At 47.1% G+C, this 15,693-nt stretch carries 21 protein-coding genes; 15 read left to right on the plus strand and 6 right to left on the minus strand.

The annotated features are described in order from the left end of the window. Positions 1-439 precede the first annotated feature (439 nt). Both KZ771_RS04155 and KZ771_RS04160 read left to right on the plus strand, forming a co-directional pair. Positions 440-751: a hypothetical protein gene (locus KZ771_RS04155; protein ID WP_290654451.1), complete on the plus strand. Its 312-nt coding sequence runs from the start codon at positions 440-442 to the stop codon at positions 749-751. Between the two features lie 52 nt (positions 752-803). Further along, positions 804-1,994 (plus strand): hypothetical protein, encoded by a 1,191-nt coding sequence (locus KZ771_RS04160; protein WP_290654452.1) that lies wholly within the window; start codon positions 804-806, stop codon positions 1,992-1,994. A 242-nt stretch (positions 1,995-2,236) separates the two neighbouring features. Here KZ771_RS04160 and KZ771_RS04165 read toward each other — a convergent pair whose 3' ends face one another. The 5 genes from KZ771_RS04165 to KZ771_RS04185 form a co-directional block, all read right to left on the minus strand. Then, positions 2,237-2,419: a hypothetical protein gene (locus KZ771_RS04165; RefSeq protein ID WP_290654453.1), complete on the minus strand. Its 183-nt coding sequence runs from the start codon at positions 2,417-2,419 to the stop codon at positions 2,237-2,239. Positions 2,420-2,706: 287 nt separating this feature from the next. After that, positions 2,707-3,024: a hypothetical protein gene (locus KZ771_RS04170; protein WP_290654454.1), complete on the minus strand. Its 318-nt coding sequence runs from the start codon at positions 3,022-3,024 to the stop codon at positions 2,707-2,709. 5 nt (positions 3,025-3,029) lie between these two features. Further along, the gene (locus KZ771_RS04175; RefSeq protein WP_290654455.1) at positions 3,030-3,833 is read right to left on the minus strand and encodes a hypothetical protein; all 804 of its coding nucleotides are present in this window, start codon (positions 3,831-3,833) and stop codon (positions 3,030-3,032) included. Continuing rightward, a complete protein-coding gene (locus KZ771_RS04180; RefSeq protein ID WP_290654456.1) occupies positions 3,826-4,125 on the minus strand; it encodes a hypothetical protein in 300 nt (99 codons plus the stop codon). The genes KZ771_RS04175 and KZ771_RS04180 overlap by 8 nt, the downstream gene beginning before the upstream one ends. 19 nt (positions 4,126-4,144) lie before the next feature. Next, a complete protein-coding gene (locus tag KZ771_RS04185; protein ID WP_290654457.1) occupies positions 4,145-5,512 on the minus strand; it encodes a hypothetical protein in 1,368 nt (455 codons plus the stop codon). Between the two features lie 208 nt (positions 5,513-5,720). Between KZ771_RS04185 and KZ771_RS04190 the strand changes: the two genes are divergently transcribed. After that, complete coding sequence (locus tag KZ771_RS04190) at positions 5,721-6,467, plus strand: hypothetical protein (protein ID WP_290654458.1); 747 nt, start codon at positions 5,721-5,723, stop codon at positions 6,465-6,467. Here KZ771_RS04190 and KZ771_RS04195 read toward each other — a convergent pair whose 3' ends face one another. Further along, complete coding sequence (locus tag KZ771_RS04195) at positions 6,468-7,166, minus strand: helix-turn-helix domain-containing protein (RefSeq protein ID WP_290654459.1); 699 nt, start codon at positions 7,164-7,166, stop codon at positions 6,468-6,470. Positions 7,167-7,322: 156 nt separating this feature from the next. On the opposite strand from KZ771_RS04195, the gene KZ771_RS04200 reads away from it, so the two are divergent. From KZ771_RS04200 to KZ771_RS04255, 12 genes are all read left to right on the plus strand, one after another. Beyond that, positions 7,323-7,925: a hypothetical protein gene (locus KZ771_RS04200; protein ID WP_290654460.1), complete on the plus strand. Its 603-nt coding sequence runs from the start codon at positions 7,323-7,325 to the stop codon at positions 7,923-7,925. Next, positions 7,922-8,806 carry a hypothetical protein gene (locus KZ771_RS04205; RefSeq protein WP_290654461.1) on the plus strand — a complete coding sequence of 295 codons (885 nt, stop codon included), beginning with the start codon at positions 7,922-7,924 and terminating at the stop codon, positions 8,804-8,806. The genes KZ771_RS04200 and KZ771_RS04205 overlap by 4 nt, the downstream gene beginning before the upstream one ends. Next, complete coding sequence (locus tag KZ771_RS04210; protein WP_290654462.1) at positions 8,787-9,425, plus strand: replication protein P; 639 nt, start codon at positions 8,787-8,789, stop codon at positions 9,423-9,425. The genes KZ771_RS04205 and KZ771_RS04210 overlap by 20 nt, the downstream gene beginning before the upstream one ends. 178 nt (positions 9,426-9,603) lie before the next feature. Next, complete coding sequence (gene csrA / locus KZ771_RS04215) at positions 9,604-9,792, plus strand: carbon storage regulator CsrA (protein ID WP_290654463.1); 189 nt, start codon at positions 9,604-9,606, stop codon at positions 9,790-9,792. Further along, positions 9,779-10,144 carry a RusA family crossover junction endodeoxyribonuclease gene (locus KZ771_RS04220; RefSeq protein ID WP_290654464.1) on the plus strand — a complete coding sequence of 122 codons (366 nt, stop codon included), beginning with the start codon at positions 9,779-9,781 and terminating at the stop codon, positions 10,142-10,144. Before csrA ends, KZ771_RS04220 begins: the two co-directional genes overlap by 14 nt. Before the next feature lie 20 nt (positions 10,145-10,164). Then, on the plus strand, positions 10,165-10,518 hold the full coding sequence (locus tag KZ771_RS04225; protein WP_290654465.1) for a Mor transcription activator family protein: 354 nt from the start codon (positions 10,165-10,167) through the stop codon (positions 10,516-10,518). Next, positions 10,511-11,194 (plus strand): hypothetical protein, encoded by a 684-nt coding sequence (locus KZ771_RS04230; RefSeq protein ID WP_290654466.1) that lies wholly within the window; start codon positions 10,511-10,513, stop codon positions 11,192-11,194. Before KZ771_RS04225 ends, KZ771_RS04230 begins: the two co-directional genes overlap by 8 nt. Further along, positions 11,194-11,610 (plus strand): M15 family metallopeptidase, encoded by a 417-nt coding sequence (locus KZ771_RS04235; RefSeq protein WP_290654467.1) that lies wholly within the window; start codon positions 11,194-11,196, stop codon positions 11,608-11,610. The genes KZ771_RS04230 and KZ771_RS04235 overlap by 1 nt, the downstream gene beginning before the upstream one ends. Then, positions 11,607-12,092 carry a hypothetical protein gene (locus KZ771_RS04240; protein ID WP_290654468.1) on the plus strand — a complete coding sequence of 162 codons (486 nt, stop codon included), beginning with the start codon at positions 11,607-11,609 and terminating at the stop codon, positions 12,090-12,092. Before KZ771_RS04235 ends, KZ771_RS04240 begins: the two co-directional genes overlap by 4 nt. A 15-nt stretch (positions 12,093-12,107) precedes the next feature. Next, positions 12,108-12,623 (plus strand): ECF-type sigma factor, encoded by a 516-nt coding sequence (locus tag KZ771_RS04245; RefSeq protein ID WP_290654469.1) that lies wholly within the window; start codon positions 12,108-12,110, stop codon positions 12,621-12,623. Continuing rightward, complete coding sequence (gene terL, locus KZ771_RS04250) at positions 12,623-14,209, plus strand: phage terminase large subunit (protein ID WP_290654470.1); 1,587 nt, start codon at positions 12,623-12,625, stop codon at positions 14,207-14,209. Before KZ771_RS04245 ends, terL begins: the two co-directional genes overlap by 1 nt. Continuing rightward, complete coding sequence (locus KZ771_RS04255) at positions 14,209-15,693, plus strand: DUF935 family protein (RefSeq protein ID WP_290654471.1); 1,485 nt, start codon at positions 14,209-14,211, stop codon at positions 15,691-15,693. The genes terL and KZ771_RS04255 overlap by 1 nt, the downstream gene beginning before the upstream one ends.

Genomic DNA, 15,693 nt, shown 5'->3' on the forward strand with positions numbered 1-15,693 from the left:
TTAATAATGTTGTTGAGCCGGTTTACCGGTTCGATGTTGTTTGGTTGGCAAGGACCAACGTCTTGTTGGTAACACTTGCCTCCCTAGGCTTTTCCGGGTTGCCGCCCGGTCCAGCCGAAAAACATGTTGCTTAATCCAGCTTGCTGGATATCGCCCCGTTAGGTTGCCGCCTGCGGGGCGTTTTCGTTTCAGCGCCACAACACTCCTTTCATATTCTCTTTGTGTCTTTCTGTGTCGCTGTGTGTAAGAGATTAGTTTATCTTACTTATTGATGTCAACTAAAAATAATAAAAAATAATCAAATAATTTTGTGTAGTAGCTTCTACACGATTTACTTAGTTATATGTATGCCTATGGACAGTGCAACTCACTTCCAATTTGGCTCGGCGTAGGTCATTATTAAAATGTTGATATTTTGTAACTCACGAGGGAGTGTGGCATGCGAGTTTTTTGGGTAGTGTTGCTAGTTACGTTTTTATCTGGCTGTAACTTCTGGCATCAGTCAGAAATTGAAAGCTGTCACAACAAGGTTCATTCGGGCGCAAAGCACCAGGCTGAAATTTTGTCGACTAATATTCGGCAAGGTGGATATAGCTACCACAGTTCAGAAAATGGAAAGATGATCATTGAGGGTGGCGCAAAACTGCAGAATGGTTACGGCGCTTGGACCAACTATAATTACAAATGCTTGGTTAGCAATTCAGGTTATATTTCAGATTTCGACCTCAATGAGGGTTATAAGTCATTCTAATAATTTCATTGCTATTCAAATGATGGTCACGAGAGATTAAAGGAAAAGGTACATGCGAACTTTAATATTCATTGTGTTGACAGCAGTGCTACTAGTTTCTTGTTCTAAGGACGAAAAGTCTGTTAAGAAAACGGCAAAACAAATCGTTGAAGACTTTATCGATAATGGTGAATTTCACTATGAAATGCTATCGGCAGGTGATCGTCAGGATGTAAGCAGGAAAGAGTGGGATGAAGAAGTTCATTTGGGTAAACATTACTTCCCTGAATCAAAGCTAACCCCTGCCAGCAAATATTATGAACTCGAGCAGTTTTTACTTGAAGCGTTTGGATACACTGTTGATATTAATTCAAAAGAAAATGACACAACCGCCTACGTCACGATTAAACAACCAAAGTTATACGCAGAATTAAGCCGGTTTTCCACTGAGGCACTAAGAAGTGACGGTGAAGCGTTTGATAATGCTTTAAACATTTACAAAAAGGGCTTGCTAACCAAAGATAAATTGAACTTTCATAACATTGAATTAGAGGCCTGGATAATTAAGGAAAACACCGTAAAGGTCGGTGCTCAAGAGATATTAAATGAAGTGAGAAAGCACAAAGATCGAAGTGATAAACTTGATAGAGTTGAGGCTAAGAAGCTAGAGATTGAATCCTTTTTTGGCGGCTTGGTTTATGGTGACTTCATAACTGGTGGACGTACTACAAGTCGAAATATTAAGCATCTTCGGGAAATTGGTGCACAGAAGATTCAAGAGTTATTTACAGAGTATAAAAGCCTAACCTCAGAGTATTGCCGCTTGTTTGGGGAGATGATACCAGAATATTCCTGCTTTCTTCATGACGTTGAAAAAATCCATGAACTAACTGAAATAGCTAAGGCAGATGAAATAATTAGGTCGAGTATAAAAATTAATTCATCTTCCATTCAAAAAAGTCGCGGTGACTACGGTGTTTTTTACGAATGGGAGGTAAAGAGCCTCCCTGCTAATATCGAAAAATACCGCCTAATAATGGAGGCATCTCTGCTTAAAGGCGGTAAAAAAGTACACGTTGCTTACCTTGGGTCGCAAGAATTAAGCTCAGGCGTCAAAACGAGACGAGAAGGACGGAAGCTAGACAATAGTGCATCATTACAACGCCCTGATGGCGTCGAAATAACTTACGCTGGTATAAGCGGCTTACTCCAATCTGATTGTAACCTCGTGAATGAGAAAATAGAATGCGAAGTAGAGCCGTAACCAAGCCTAATTCAGCTAACAACCCAAGCACTTAAAAAAATATCAGGACAGTTAGGAATAGGGCTAGAGCGGTGAAAATAGATACATTAACTATATGGTTCATCCTTTCCGCTTTCTTATATATTTTTTCAACACAATCGGACATTTGTTTTTGCTGTTGCTGAAGTATTCGCAAGTCATCCATAGTCAAGACCCCATGTCATGATCAAAAACGCCGGCACTCACGGTGCCGGCATTGTAAGTTAATAGCTACAATGACCATTATAATTGGCTTTAATTTTCACACCACTGTAGCGAGCCTCCTGTCGCTTTTCCTCAGCAGATTTAACCGCGGTCTCATAATCAACGCAGTTGATGGCACCGACTAGGCCGGTTTCCTTGTCAGTAAAAAAGACGTAATACACTTCACTCTGTACTTCACTCATTATCATAATCCCTAGTTGATGAGCGCTTATCCGGATAATTAACCAGGGGGCCAGTCCTGGTTTGCTCGGTTTCAATGAATGCGCAGAACTATCGTCCCACGGAATTTTTCGCCATCTACTTTTTTACACGGTAAATTTTCGGCGGCGATGACTATGAAACCATATTCTGATATTCGCGCTACTGACTGGGATTAAAGCGCTTTAATACTGGCGCTAGCACATTTTTAAAATCTGGCTACTGGTTGCTAATGCCTTTTGTGGCGTAGGCTAGGGCGTTATCAACAAAATTACACAGGTTCGAACATTATCCGTTGCAACTGATGGATGAGGAAGTGGAAGCCAATGACCTGGGGCCAGTCGCCGGCATTGAAGTAATATTCACGCATTTTACAGACAGCGGCAAAGTAGCTGGCTTGCTCATCGCGCGTTAACGATAGGAAATTAGCCAGCGAATATTGCTGGCGCGTGAATGTAGCTTCCGCCGCTTGGATGGCCGAAATAACCAGAGCCTGGTCAGAATCAGGCAGGGCGTTGATGTGTTTGCGAATGTCGGCAAGGTCAATCTGCTCCGTGCTTGCCAGTTCGCTCAGTTCCTTGAGCTTCATAGAATCTATTTTTTATAAAACCCGTTTTCGTTAAGTTGCTTGCTTGAAATGACTTTTATTATTTCCAAATACATTTCTTGAGGGCTAAACTCTTGGGTGTTTGGCACCTCGGTTATTTCTATCGTTCCATCCTCTTGCAAGTCGATAAGAATCCGTTCAAATTCATCTTGAGCTTCTTTATCCGAGGTTAAGCTTAAAACATAGTCTTGAGTTTTATTGAGTTTGTCTTTTAATTCTGAATAACATGTATCAAACCCCGGTAGCGCTTTTAAGCTCAAAAGCTCGTTTCGCATAGCTAAAAATTGATCGCCGAAAACATCTTTAAGAAAAGCTATTGATTCTTGTGTTTTCTCTTGGTTTTTCAGTATTTCCACATGAACCTGAGATGACTTCAAATTTTCAAGCACTGGCAAAATGTTATGCTTTAAAATAACTTCACGAAGCCAAAACTTGTCGATTGTTTCGAGCTTTTGTTGTTCATTCTTTACTTTGTTTTCTTTTATATGAGTAAAAACAGCCCAAAATAGGGTAAATAAAAATGCTAGGCAGTTCACAACCAATGAACCACCAAATATTAACAATCTTAAATCATCTTGGCTCCGTGTTCTCGAGGCGGTTCTATTCAGATTTTCGGTGTCACTTGGCTCCTGCTCGTTATTTTCTTTTATGTCGTTAGGTATGTCACTTGCCTCAATTTTCGAGAATGAGGAATTGTCATATACCAAGAACATGATAGCAAAAACTAGCACGACGACCGTCAAAGCTGAGAAAAAGCTTTTCAATAGTGTTTTTAGCTGGTTGCTAAGCATGATTTGCTTCAATTGCGTCTTGTAACCCGGTATCAATCTGACGTCGCAACCTTTCAGGAGCTGCGAAATGAAACCTCTCATAAAACTGGCTTTTGTCGCAATTAAGCTTCAAAATGTAACTTTCAAACATTCCCAAAAAAAACGAACTGGTTATTGCTTTGAAGCGATTGGGAATACTTATAGATATTTGCTCTTTAGAAGCAAAGAGCTCATCTAGCTTGAAATATTCTTTGGCTATCAACCCATTTCTTCGGCCGACAAGGGTCTCACCAGGTAGACGATTTAGGTCCACTTCCACTCCTTTACCTCTTTTAATCATGAGTCACAGCCTCTGTAAGAGTAGTTGCGACAGGGAACTTTATACTCACTATGGTTCCCGGAAAGGGGTATTTTAAGCTATAGACAAACCTTTTGTCAGGTTTTTTCAGTGGATCGTTTGTTTCGTTAAAGGCAACAACATATTTCTCTGATGCGTGTTTGTCTGAGGAGTAGTCAATAGACTCAATACTTTTTATGATCAGTTCAGGAGTAAATCTTACTGCTACTTCACCGCTAACTATTATCATTTCTGGTATGTAGTCAGTTTGTGTACCACCCAGTTCGGCTTGCCATGCCTTAGATATTCTATGAAAGGTTTCGATGACGCTCCACGTGCCACGACCTCGAGTAGTTGATTCATCCTTTTTGGATGAAATAAACTTCCGTAGTGCTGCGATAGTTACTAAGGTCTTGTTATCTCTTGTTTCGTTTAAGCCCTGTAGATATTGATCAATAAATTTCCAAACAGATGGGCTTCCACTCTTTTCAATAAATGTTTCGTAAATACTTTTTCCATAGTTCAAAACGACGATTTCAGATTTCAACATCCCACCTGCTGTTTTTATTGAATCTAAATAACCGTAACACCGCCAAATGTTTTTTCCTGAATGTTCTTCAGCGTTATCGATGAGCTCGCCGATATACTCAATTAAAAAAGAGATTGAATCCTCTTTAAGTTTTTTATCTATAGAATTAATAGATTTATTCAAATGGTTGGCTAAACGGGAAGTAGCTCGATTTTTCCTGTCAACTTCCATCGGTTTCTTTTGATTTGGTTTCTCATGAATAAGACTGTCAGCCCGGAAAAGGCTAATTCTATTTTCTTTTAGATTTTCTAATTTATGGCGCTTTCTGGCTAGCTCACGAACTAAGCCAATTGACTTAATAAGCCGGTTGATAAATTCGTTCTCAGCACTTAGATAGCCATGAGCCCGGGCCGTTTTCCCAGACTTTTTCCGGTTACTCCGGAGAGCCTTAATTATGCCCGATAAAAGAACTTCTGCGGCTAAATCATTCTCTTCACAATCAGAATGATCTATCTCAATCTCCTTAAGTCGTTTGGAGCGATGAAGATAGGCTGTTCTTGTGATTAACTCAAGCACTTCATCGGTGCAATGAAAAAGTGAAAATACTTTAGGTATTTTCACTGCCAGTTTTTTCTGTGACCTAAGAGATCTACTTGGGTTTAATGAAGTTATCGCAGTCAAGAGGCTAAGCTCTATCATCCGGTCTTTCAAAACGCTTTTATTTAAGGTGCCTTTCTGTTTCACTCTTAGTAGCTTTTTTCGACGGAGATTTCGCCGAAGCTTTTCGTTAAACACCTTTATACGCAGTGATTCTTTGATATCTAATTTTTTCAACTTTATCCCTTCAAATTTTAGCTCCGGACCTACTGTGTTCGAACGCTAATCCCTTTAATCATTTAATATTTGTAATGTACTTGACGCAATAAAATGTGACAAGAGACTCAGCAGATCATATTATCGAAAGATCACAGAGCATTATGATAAACGTCATTAACCACTTGATTGAGAAGGAGATTTCATGTGCACGGATAAGAAGCCTGTAGTGAATAAGAACGAGCCACTGGAGAAGGAGAGTCTCAGGGTTATCAAATTCGCAATAGTCACTATGGTGCTCGCGATAATCGCTTTTATTGGGGCATTCTGGGGACTTCGTTTTGGAGGGCCAGACGACTGGGCTACCTTTGCTACTTACTTTTCGGGAATTGTGACGCCAGTTGTGGCGCTTGGTTCAGTTATGCTCTTTTTTAGGTCGATCATCGTTCAAAAAACAGAGCTATCTGAGACCAGAAAAGAGATGCGAAAATCTACCGATGTTCACAAACGCGACCAAGAGCACAGATTAAACCTGCAGGAGCAGGAGCAGATTGATAAAGCCTTGCCAATCGCATTAAAAAAGCTAGATGGTCACTATAAAAAGTTACGCAAATTTCACTCCGATTTAGAACTGAAAGAGTGGAGAGAATCTGGCCAAAAAATGCCCCTGGAGCAGTTAGAACGTATCATCCAGGACGCATCTACATGTTTAGATGCGGCAACAGCTGGGGAAACTCTAGAACACTATGCTTTATTAGGCATTCACATTGTTTCTAAAATCAAACGTTACCTCGCTGTAGGTGGCGATATGTACTTAAAAATTGATGATATTAATCATTTATACAACCAATATGAAGTCCTCTCGGCAGTTGCCTTACAAATTCCCGTTCAGGATAAAGAATTGATTGTTCGCTATAAAGAAGCGCTCGAAAGTTTACTGCGTGAACGAGACTGGCTTTTCAATAACTACGCATAATCACAAAGCCCCAGTCCGCATAACAACCCGCCCAGCAATCGTGTATTGCGCCCATTCTCGATCGCTAATCGAAGCGGCTTTGTGCTGGCCACGTGAGTCAGTCCACATAAGCTTGCCCAGGGCGTCTTCTTCAACCCGGCAGATAACAAGCTTCGTTTTGTCTTTAACTAGGGCATAAATACGCTGCTTATCACGCTCGATGGCTGTAACACTGGTATCCACGAGTAGCATGTCACCTTTGGCAATCGAGGGCTCCATCGAGGTATCAGGCATGACTAAAGCGCCAAGGCTTCGTGGTTGTAGGCTATACAGCTGCAGCAATTCCTTGCGCACCGGGAACAGTTTCTTGTAGTTCGGCTCGCCCAAATAGTTGTCCTGAGACACTTCGTCCAGGCGGGGAACCATGATGTCGCGATATTCGGCATCGGATAGGTCAACGTCGTCGGGAAGTTCCCAGGCGTTGGCCGGTGGAATGTACTCAGGGCCAGCGCTTTTGTCGCCGTGTTCGAGCCAGTCGATGGATACGTTTAGGGCGTCGGCGAGTTTTAAAAGGTTCTTAGTGCTGGGTGTGTTTACGCCTTGTTCCCAAAAAGAAATATTTGCCGATGAAATATCGAGTATCGCACTAAGTTGTCGCTGTGTTAGTCCTCGCTCGCGCCTGGCACTCTTAATTCTATCTTTTATAGTTCGTCCCTGCATGTGAAGCCCTTAGCAAAACTGAATACGTTAAAAATATGCCCACCCAAATGATAAAAACTAATCATAAGTCTTGATCGGTCAGGTAAGATAAACTAATCTAAGTTTCTCGAGCGGCAACTCGATTAACACGCAACATGTATACAGGGAGTCTACAAAGTGTCACCAACAAGACGAACGTCCGATCAAGTACAAATCCACGAGCAGGGGCTGAGCAGGCCACAGGTCATACGCTATTACGTCAGCTCAGCCATTAACCGCCGTGGACTATTATTCAAGCAGTATGTCGAAACCGTGGTGCTGAATTACAACACGACGGTATGGGAGCGTAACCGCGAGCTGAAACCCTTTGATGTGGATTCAGTGAAGGGGTTGCAGGCGGCGCATAAGCGCATTCAACGCATTGTACATACGCCGCATGGCGAGTATCCGTTGTTTATACCCAGTGAGTTAGAAGAAGCACTGGTTAACGCATTACCCGAGCCGGAGCGTTCAACCTGTGCTCGGGTTTTATGCGAGCGATATGGCTTTATCCCGATGGAAAAGCCGACAGACTCAAACCGACTGGCTGACCTTGGCAGTTTCGTCAAAGAAACCGGAGAGGCCATTCATAAGCTCAGCGAGGTATTGGCGGATAACAAGCTGAGTGAGTCTGAGCTGGCGCAGGCACATGACACACGTACCGAGCTGATGGATGTTGTCAGCACGGCCATGTGCTTAATACGGCAGCTTGATGCATTTGAGCGTGGCAATAAACAATGAACCGCAACGAGTACCAAGCGGTGTTTGCTGATAGTCATATCAGTGACCGTGAGCGGTCCTTGTACTTGTATCTGCGTTGGCACATGGATTACGACACAGCCATCGTCGGGATTAAGCGCCGGATATCGTATCAGTCGATACGGGAGCATCTGGAGTTTAATCCTGAGCGTGGGAGTCGTGAAAAGCCATACTCGCCGACCAACGACCAGATAAAGCGGTTACTGAGGAAACTGGAAAAGTATGGCTGGATAGAGCGTTTGCACACTCAAAAGCTGGTTGAATTTATGGCTTTTAGGCTTGTTTACGCTGTACCGGAATCGCTCCGTTCAAATGAGGAGCGCCAAATGAGCGCCACCGGAGCACCGCCACTATCTGCGCCACAGCAAAACCCAGTAAATACAAGGGCTGAAAACACTACCACCGCCAAGATGAGCGCCAAAGGAGCGCCACCGGAGGAGCGCCACACCTCCGATACTTCCGATAAAGATCTCTCTCTCAACGCGCGCGCCCGCGCGACGACGACCGGCTCTGATTTGGAGTTCAACGCTGAATTTTTGCAAATGGGCAGAAATTACGGGCCACCAAATTCCACACCTGAAGAAATCGAAGCAACATTCGACCATTTCCGCTTCCACAGAAATCATCACAGCACACTGCGGGACATGATGCAGTGGCGAGCAGAATGGCGTACCTGGATGGCAGGAGAAAAGAAATATGCAACCAAACAACAACGCAACCCCCGTAGCGGAGCTGGCGGCAACCAGCGTTCGCAAAATCCAACAAACAAGCTCTTGCATGACGCAAAAGGGTACTCACAGCAACTCGCCCAAAGCGGATATTACGACCAGGCAGATGAATCTGATGACGATATTAAATTCTGAACTGGTACCGGTACTGGGCACCTGCTGTCCGGATTACGCTTCGCGCTTTGGGGAGCACTCCAACGACATCATGCGCCTGTACGCTGAGCAGCTGATTAAAAACGAAGTCGGGCGTAAGGGACTCAATCGCGGCATTGAATGTCTGAAAGCCGGCAAAGCACCGAGTCGTTTTACGCCAACGCCAGCTGAGTTCGTCGATATGTGCAAGCCCTCAGCCAAAGAGTTAGGTATTCCCGAGCTTGAGCATTGCATTCACGAAGTGACCGAAGCCAATGGCCGCTGGCGCTTTGAAAAATATCCCTTTGCGCATGACTTAGTCCGCGCACTGAACGAGCGCGTGGGGTACCAGATGCGCCAGCTGAGCATTAAAGATTTCCACAAGCTCTGCGAGACCGAATACAACCGACTGCTCGAACAAGCCCGTGTGGGTAAGTTACCGACATATGAGAACCGCTTACCCCGCCACGCGGAAGAGCGCAGTCGCGTTGAGCAAATGGGCAAACTGCTTAACACGAGCGAAGCCGAGAGCGTCCTTAAGCGCTTTGGCATCAACCCATTCAAAAAAGATAACCAGCAAGAACACTCAACGGCGGGTGTGGCAGCAGGAAGGGGCGCGTGACACGTCGCGCTATACGGCCGTGGATGGCAGGTAGCAGCTCACCGCACTACGTGAGCAACTGACGCGGAGTAACCGTGAGTAACGTGTAACAGCCGATGTGAGTAGAACGATAACTGGAAAGGCGGCGCCAGTGGCTGGAAATGCCGCCAATTTCTCTCAAACAAAAAGGACCAGCAACATGTTATTACTGACCAGAAAGCCCGGTGAAACCATCAATATCGGCAACAACATCACAGTGACCGTTATCGGCGTTAAAGACAACCAGGTGAAGCTTGGCATCAACGCACCGGATGACGTCAAGGTCTACCGTGAGGAAATCTATCTGCGCATTCAGGACGAGCAGAGCGCAACCGATGACGCCGCTTAAGCTGACACTCGCATTCCCACCCAGCGTCAATACTTATTGGCGCAATATCATCTGGCGCGGCAAGCCCCGGACGCTCATCAGCAAGAAGGGGCGAGCCTACCGTGAAGAGGTCATCTGGCAGTGCCGCGCTCAACGAGCTTGCATCGGACTCAGTCAACCTCTGGCAGTCAACATTACGCTGAACCCACCGAGCAATCACAGACGGGATATCGATAACTACAACAAAGCGCTACTGGATGCGCTGACACATGCTCATGTCATAACCGACGACAACCTCATTAAACGCCTGACCGTTGAATTCGGTCCCGTTACTAAGCCTGGCAACGCCCGGGTAATTATCGAGCCATACTGACCCAGTTGAGGAGATATCCCGTGACAAAAACGAAAACAAACAGCGTATGGGAGCAGGACTTAATCGAAATCATAGGGGAGACAGCGCTGCTTAAACTCGAAGCCAAGTTTGGCGGCTCGTACCTACACGTACACGTCGAACCTCGTGAAGATGTAATCAACGCCATAGGCGAGTCTGCGGCGTCAAAACTCAGCACAGAATGCGGCGGGCTGGATGTCTACGTGCCAACTATTCTCTGGCGCATCAAACGCAACCAAGCCATCGAAAGGGAACAAAACACGGGTAGAACAATCACCGAGCTCGCTTCAAAGTACCGGCTACACGCAAAGCATATTAAAAAAATTCTACGCGAGAGGCACGGTTACGATGTTTGAAACGGAAATGTTGATTAAGGTTGGCGAGCAATACGGATGGCTGGCCGCGCTGGCGGTGGCGCTGGTCACCATCAGTGGTAAGTTTGTTAACCGCTGGTTAGATAACCGGTTTCCGCCTAAAGAAGCCTGTGATGCGTCAGAGCTCCAGTACCTGCAAGAGGGTGCTTCACTCGATGAGCATCGACTGTTCCTGGTCTGTAACTACTGGATGCGTCTGGGCATCGACCGAATTCCGTTTCCGGACAAGTTTCCGATCCGCAGTGAGATGTATCGGGATATGCTAAAAATCCTCATCAGCACGATGACCGAACACTTACAGGCTAACCTAAAAGACCTCTCCAGCGCTGACAGCAACGCCGATTGGCAACGCAAAGCCACTGATGCGTTGAGCAAGGCGGTTGCTGATTATGAGCACAAATTTCGTGACCAGGGCATACCTGAGGTTGTCATTGAGCGCTTTCGCTCCTGGAATGTCCCCGCGCTTGGCTTTATCACACACACCATTGGCACACTCGAAGAGAGCCAGATAGCCACCGACCACCGGTATAAGACCAGCGCCATGCTATCGACCGTTCTTGGCGCACTCAAAACCGCTTTTTATGACGCTGAGCGAACGCTGATTGGTCTAAATGGTCAGCTGACCGGGCAGGTTTACCGCGGCAAGGAGGTTGAGTAATGGCATTCAAATTGAGTAATCGAAGCCTTTCCAACCTCAAGCAGTGTCACCCGCAGTTATGCGTAGTTGTTGCCCGGGCCATTCAGATTAGCCAGGTCGACTTCATTGTCGGTGCCGGCATTCGTAGCCTTGATGAGCAACGTGAGATCGTCCGCAAAGGCGTTTCTAAGACCATGAACAGCAAGCATCTGCCGCAAAAGGATGGAATGAGCCATGCTGTTGACCTCTGGCCATGGCTGAATGGCGAAATTCCCTGGGATGAATTTAGCGCGTTCCGGCGTGTTGCTGATGCAATGCTTCAGGCGGCTCGTGAACTTGATGTTGATTTACGTTGGGGTGGCGACTGGGACCGTGACGGTGACTCCAGTGACCACCAGTTTCTTGATGGGCCACATTTTGAATTGGTGAGCGTATGAGCTTCTTAAGCAAAGTAACCAATTTCTTTACCGGCGGTCTGGGCGAAAAAATTGTCGACGGTATTCAGGCCTACTTTCCGCCGGACATGACCCCCGAGCAAAAGGCAAAGCTCGAGATAGCCATCAAAGAGCAATCACATAAGCGAGAAGTAGAACTACTCACTTTGGCGGCTGAGCAGGATGAAGAGTTCAACAACCGCATTCGTGACCTCGAGGGCACAGCCAAAGACCTGACTCAGTTCGGCTGGCTTGGTCGCATTGTTGTATTCCTGCGGGGCTGTCAGCGTCCGGTATGGGGCGGACTCGTCATGTATATGGATATTCAGTGGTTTAATGGCAACTGGTCAGGCTTATCCGAGCAGCAGGAGTCAGCGCTTTGGGTGATCAACATTCTGGTGCTTGGGTTCCTGTTTGGCGAGCGCGCCGTGAAGAACGTGATGCCGTTTATGACCCAGTTTATGAAGCAACGCGCGCAGAAGTAACGAGGTAAACGCACGATGGCAGCGACAAAGCGTACTCCCGACCAGGTAATGCGAGACCAGGCAAAGATTGCTGAGCGTTACTTGAAAGGGTTCAAGATGTACGAAATTGCGGAAGAGCTCAACCTGTCGATGAATCAGGTCAAGTATGACTTGCGGGAAATACGTAAGCGCTGGCGCCAAAGCTCGGTGCGTGACTTTGATGCACATCGTGAAGAGCAATTGGCGCGATTGGACTTGCTGGAGGCGAAAGCATGGCACGAGCTGGAACGTTCGTGCGATGACTATTGGAAGCATACAGTAGGTGAGACCGCTCAGGGCGATATTGATAAAACAGAAACAGGTGCACAAACGGGCGATCCCCGTTACATGACCGTGATACTCAATATCATCGAGCGTCGCAGTAAGTTACTGGGTCTTGATGCGCCAACCAAACTGGCTCCAACTAACCCAGATGGTGATGAGCCGTATAAGCAAATCGCTCCTGATGAAATTGACGCGCGGATCCATGAGTTACTGGCTAAGTTGGGGTAATGTCGCTGGCGGCCAAGCAGGAGTTATTAGCGCTACTTGAGCGCAAACTAGCATTGAGAGCGCGTGACGACCTCAATGCTTACTGTCGTTATATCGATGTCCCCGGAGCACCGCTTAACGACGATGAAGATTGTGAAGAGTTTTATCCGGACAGCGTGACGCCGGCAGAGCATCACGAGCTCATTAACAATACGATGATGGACCTCGAGGCAGGCCGAAAGAAGCGGGTCATTGTGATGATGCCGCCGGGGTCTGCTAAGTCGACTTACGGAACGGTCGTATTCCCGACCTGGTATATGGGTCGTAACCCGGGCAAGTCGGTTATTAGTACCAGCTACGGTTCGAGCTTGTCGCTGAAGTTCTCACGTAAGGTGAGGCAGGTTGTAAAGAGCCCCAAGTTCAGTGAGGTATTTAATACGGAGCTGGTGCCGGATAACCGAGCGCTAGAGTTTTGGTCGCTGAAGAACCAGTCCAGTTACATGTGCGGCGGTATTCTCTCAGGCATTACCGGTAACCGCGCGGATGGCCTGGTGATTGATGACCCGGTTAAGGGGCGAGAGCAGGCAGACAGCCAGACGATACGTGAGAAGACGTGGGAAGCTTACACATCAGATTTGCGTACCCGCTTAAAGCCTAACGGCTGGATATTGCTGATACAGACGCGCTGGCATGAAGATGACTTGGCCGGGCGGATACTGCCGGATGACTGGGACGGTGAAAGTGGCTATGTGACGGCAAAGGATGGCGAGGAGTGGTATGTCGTTTGCCTGCAAGCGCAATGTGAACGTGAGGATGATCCGCTTGGACGTGAGATTGGCGAATGGCTATGGACTGACTGGTTCTCGCCTGAGCATTGGGCACAGGAAAAGCTATCGCAGGGCAGCCGTAACTGGGAATCACTTTACCAGCAGCGACCTAAGCCGCTCGAAGGGTCCATCATTAAACGCATCTGGCCGAAGCGTTACAACACAAGGCCGGCTGAATTCATGCGGCTGGTTATGTCTCTGGATACCGCTTACAAGCCGGAGCAACACAACGACCCGAGTGTATTGAGTATCTGGGGCGAAGTAGAGCAGGGGCATTACTTGCTTCACGTGTGGCGTGACCGTGTCGAATACCCGGAGCTTAAGCGCATTGTGGCCAACTACTACATGAACTGGCGAGCCGATGCGGTGCTCATTGAGGATAAGGCGTCCGGACAGTCGCTGATACAGGAGCTGAGGCAGGGGGTAACCCTGTCACAGTACCCGAACAAAATCGTGATGCCGGTGATAGCGATAGAGCCGGAGGGAAGTAAGTTGAACCGGGCAATACGTGTCAGCTCACAGTTTGAGGCCGGCCGTGTGTGGCTACCAGAGCATGAGCCCTGGTTAATTGATTACGAGTCCGAGCTGTTCGGGTTTCCACTGGCGACACATGATGACCAGGTGGACAGTACAACGCAGTATTTGGAGTGGGCAAGCAACCGAACGGTTGATGTCGTATCCGCAAGCACCGGGCGCAGGGATACAAGCAATGCCGGTGATTTAGGTTTAGGTGATATGAGCTCCGGTGGTGGCCGTGGCCGTTTTGGAGGATTTTTATAATGGCTGATACGAAGAAGCCGAAGTTTACTGAATTATCAAAGGTCGACCATGGCAAGCAGATGGCCAAGGCGCTCATCGAAATCATGATCGACAACCCCGACTCGATATTGAAAAGCAAAGGCAATGGCCAGCTCAATATTTACAAGGACTTGTTACGTGACGACCAGGTTAAAAGCTGTTTTCAGCAGCGCCGTACAGCGGTGACGCAATCGGAATATCAGATTACACCAGCTACAGAGAGTGCCCAGGATAAAGAGGCGGCGCTATTCGTTGAGGATATGCTCAGCCGTATTGGTTTCGACCAGCTGACCGATAAGATGCTCTACGCAATACACTTTGGCTGGAGTGTGGCTGAACTAATGTTTGCGCAGGAAGAAAACCGGATTGTCGTTAACCAGGTTAAAGTGCGTGACCGTGGGCGCTTTGCCTTTAGCGCCACCAATGACCTGTTGCTAAAAAAAGACAGCAAGACCTTTCCTATGCCGGCTAACAAGTTCTGGGTATTCAGCCATGGTGCAGACCACGATGATAATCCCTACGGCGAGGGCTTGGCGCACTCCCTTTATTGGCCGGTATTCTTCAAACGCAACGGCATAAAGTTCTGGCTAATATTCCTTGAGAAGTTCGGAATGCCAACAGCTACTGCCAAGCTCCCAAGCGCCCAAATTAAAGATCGTAAACAACGTGACCAGGCATTGGCTGTACTCGATGCTATCCAGGCGGATAGTGGTGTAGTTGTACCAGAGGATATGGTCATTGAACTGGTGGAAGCCTCACGCAGTGGTACCGCAGACTATTATCAGCTTCAGGGAGCAATGGACCGAGCCATTTCTAAAATTATCCTGTCGCAGACGATGACTACTGACGATGGCTCAAGCCTGTCCCAGGCACAAGTTCACAAGGGTGTGAAAGACGACATCGTAAAAGCCGATGCTGACATGATCTGCGATAGCTTCAATAAGCAGGTGATTGAGCCGTTGATAGCGCTCAACTTTGCTAATGCACAACCGCCTAAGGTTTGGCGCAAGACCGAGCCAGAAGAAGACCTGGCGCAGATTGCTGAGCGTGACAGTAAAATAATGCAACTGGGATACGAGCCAACAGAGGAATACGTTAAAGAAACCTATGGTCCAGGTTGGCGCAAGCGAACGACACCACCGTCAATGCCTTTTGGTAATCAGGTTGAGCCGATGGGTGCAGAGTTTGCGGAAGTGTCGCCCCTCACCCAGAAGCGTGTTCAGCACCGCCGTGACCAGCGCGACATTGTCGATGCTGGTGAATACCTTGCCAGTAATCCTGAGCAGGCTGTCGGACCGCTAGTACGCAAGATTATCGAGTTCGCGCAGACAGCAGGTAGCGAGGAAGAGTTCGTTAAACGTCTGGATGAACTGGCAGAGCAGGACCCGGATAACCAAGTCGTTGAGCGTGTACGTAACGCCAACATCATGGCGCGTATGCGTGGTTACACCAAGAACGCTGGGTAA

Origin of the sequence: Idiomarina sp. (assembly GCF_019431395.1) — a bacterium.
Taxonomy (GTDB): domain Bacteria; phylum Pseudomonadota; class Gammaproteobacteria; order Enterobacterales; family Alteromonadaceae; genus Idiomarina.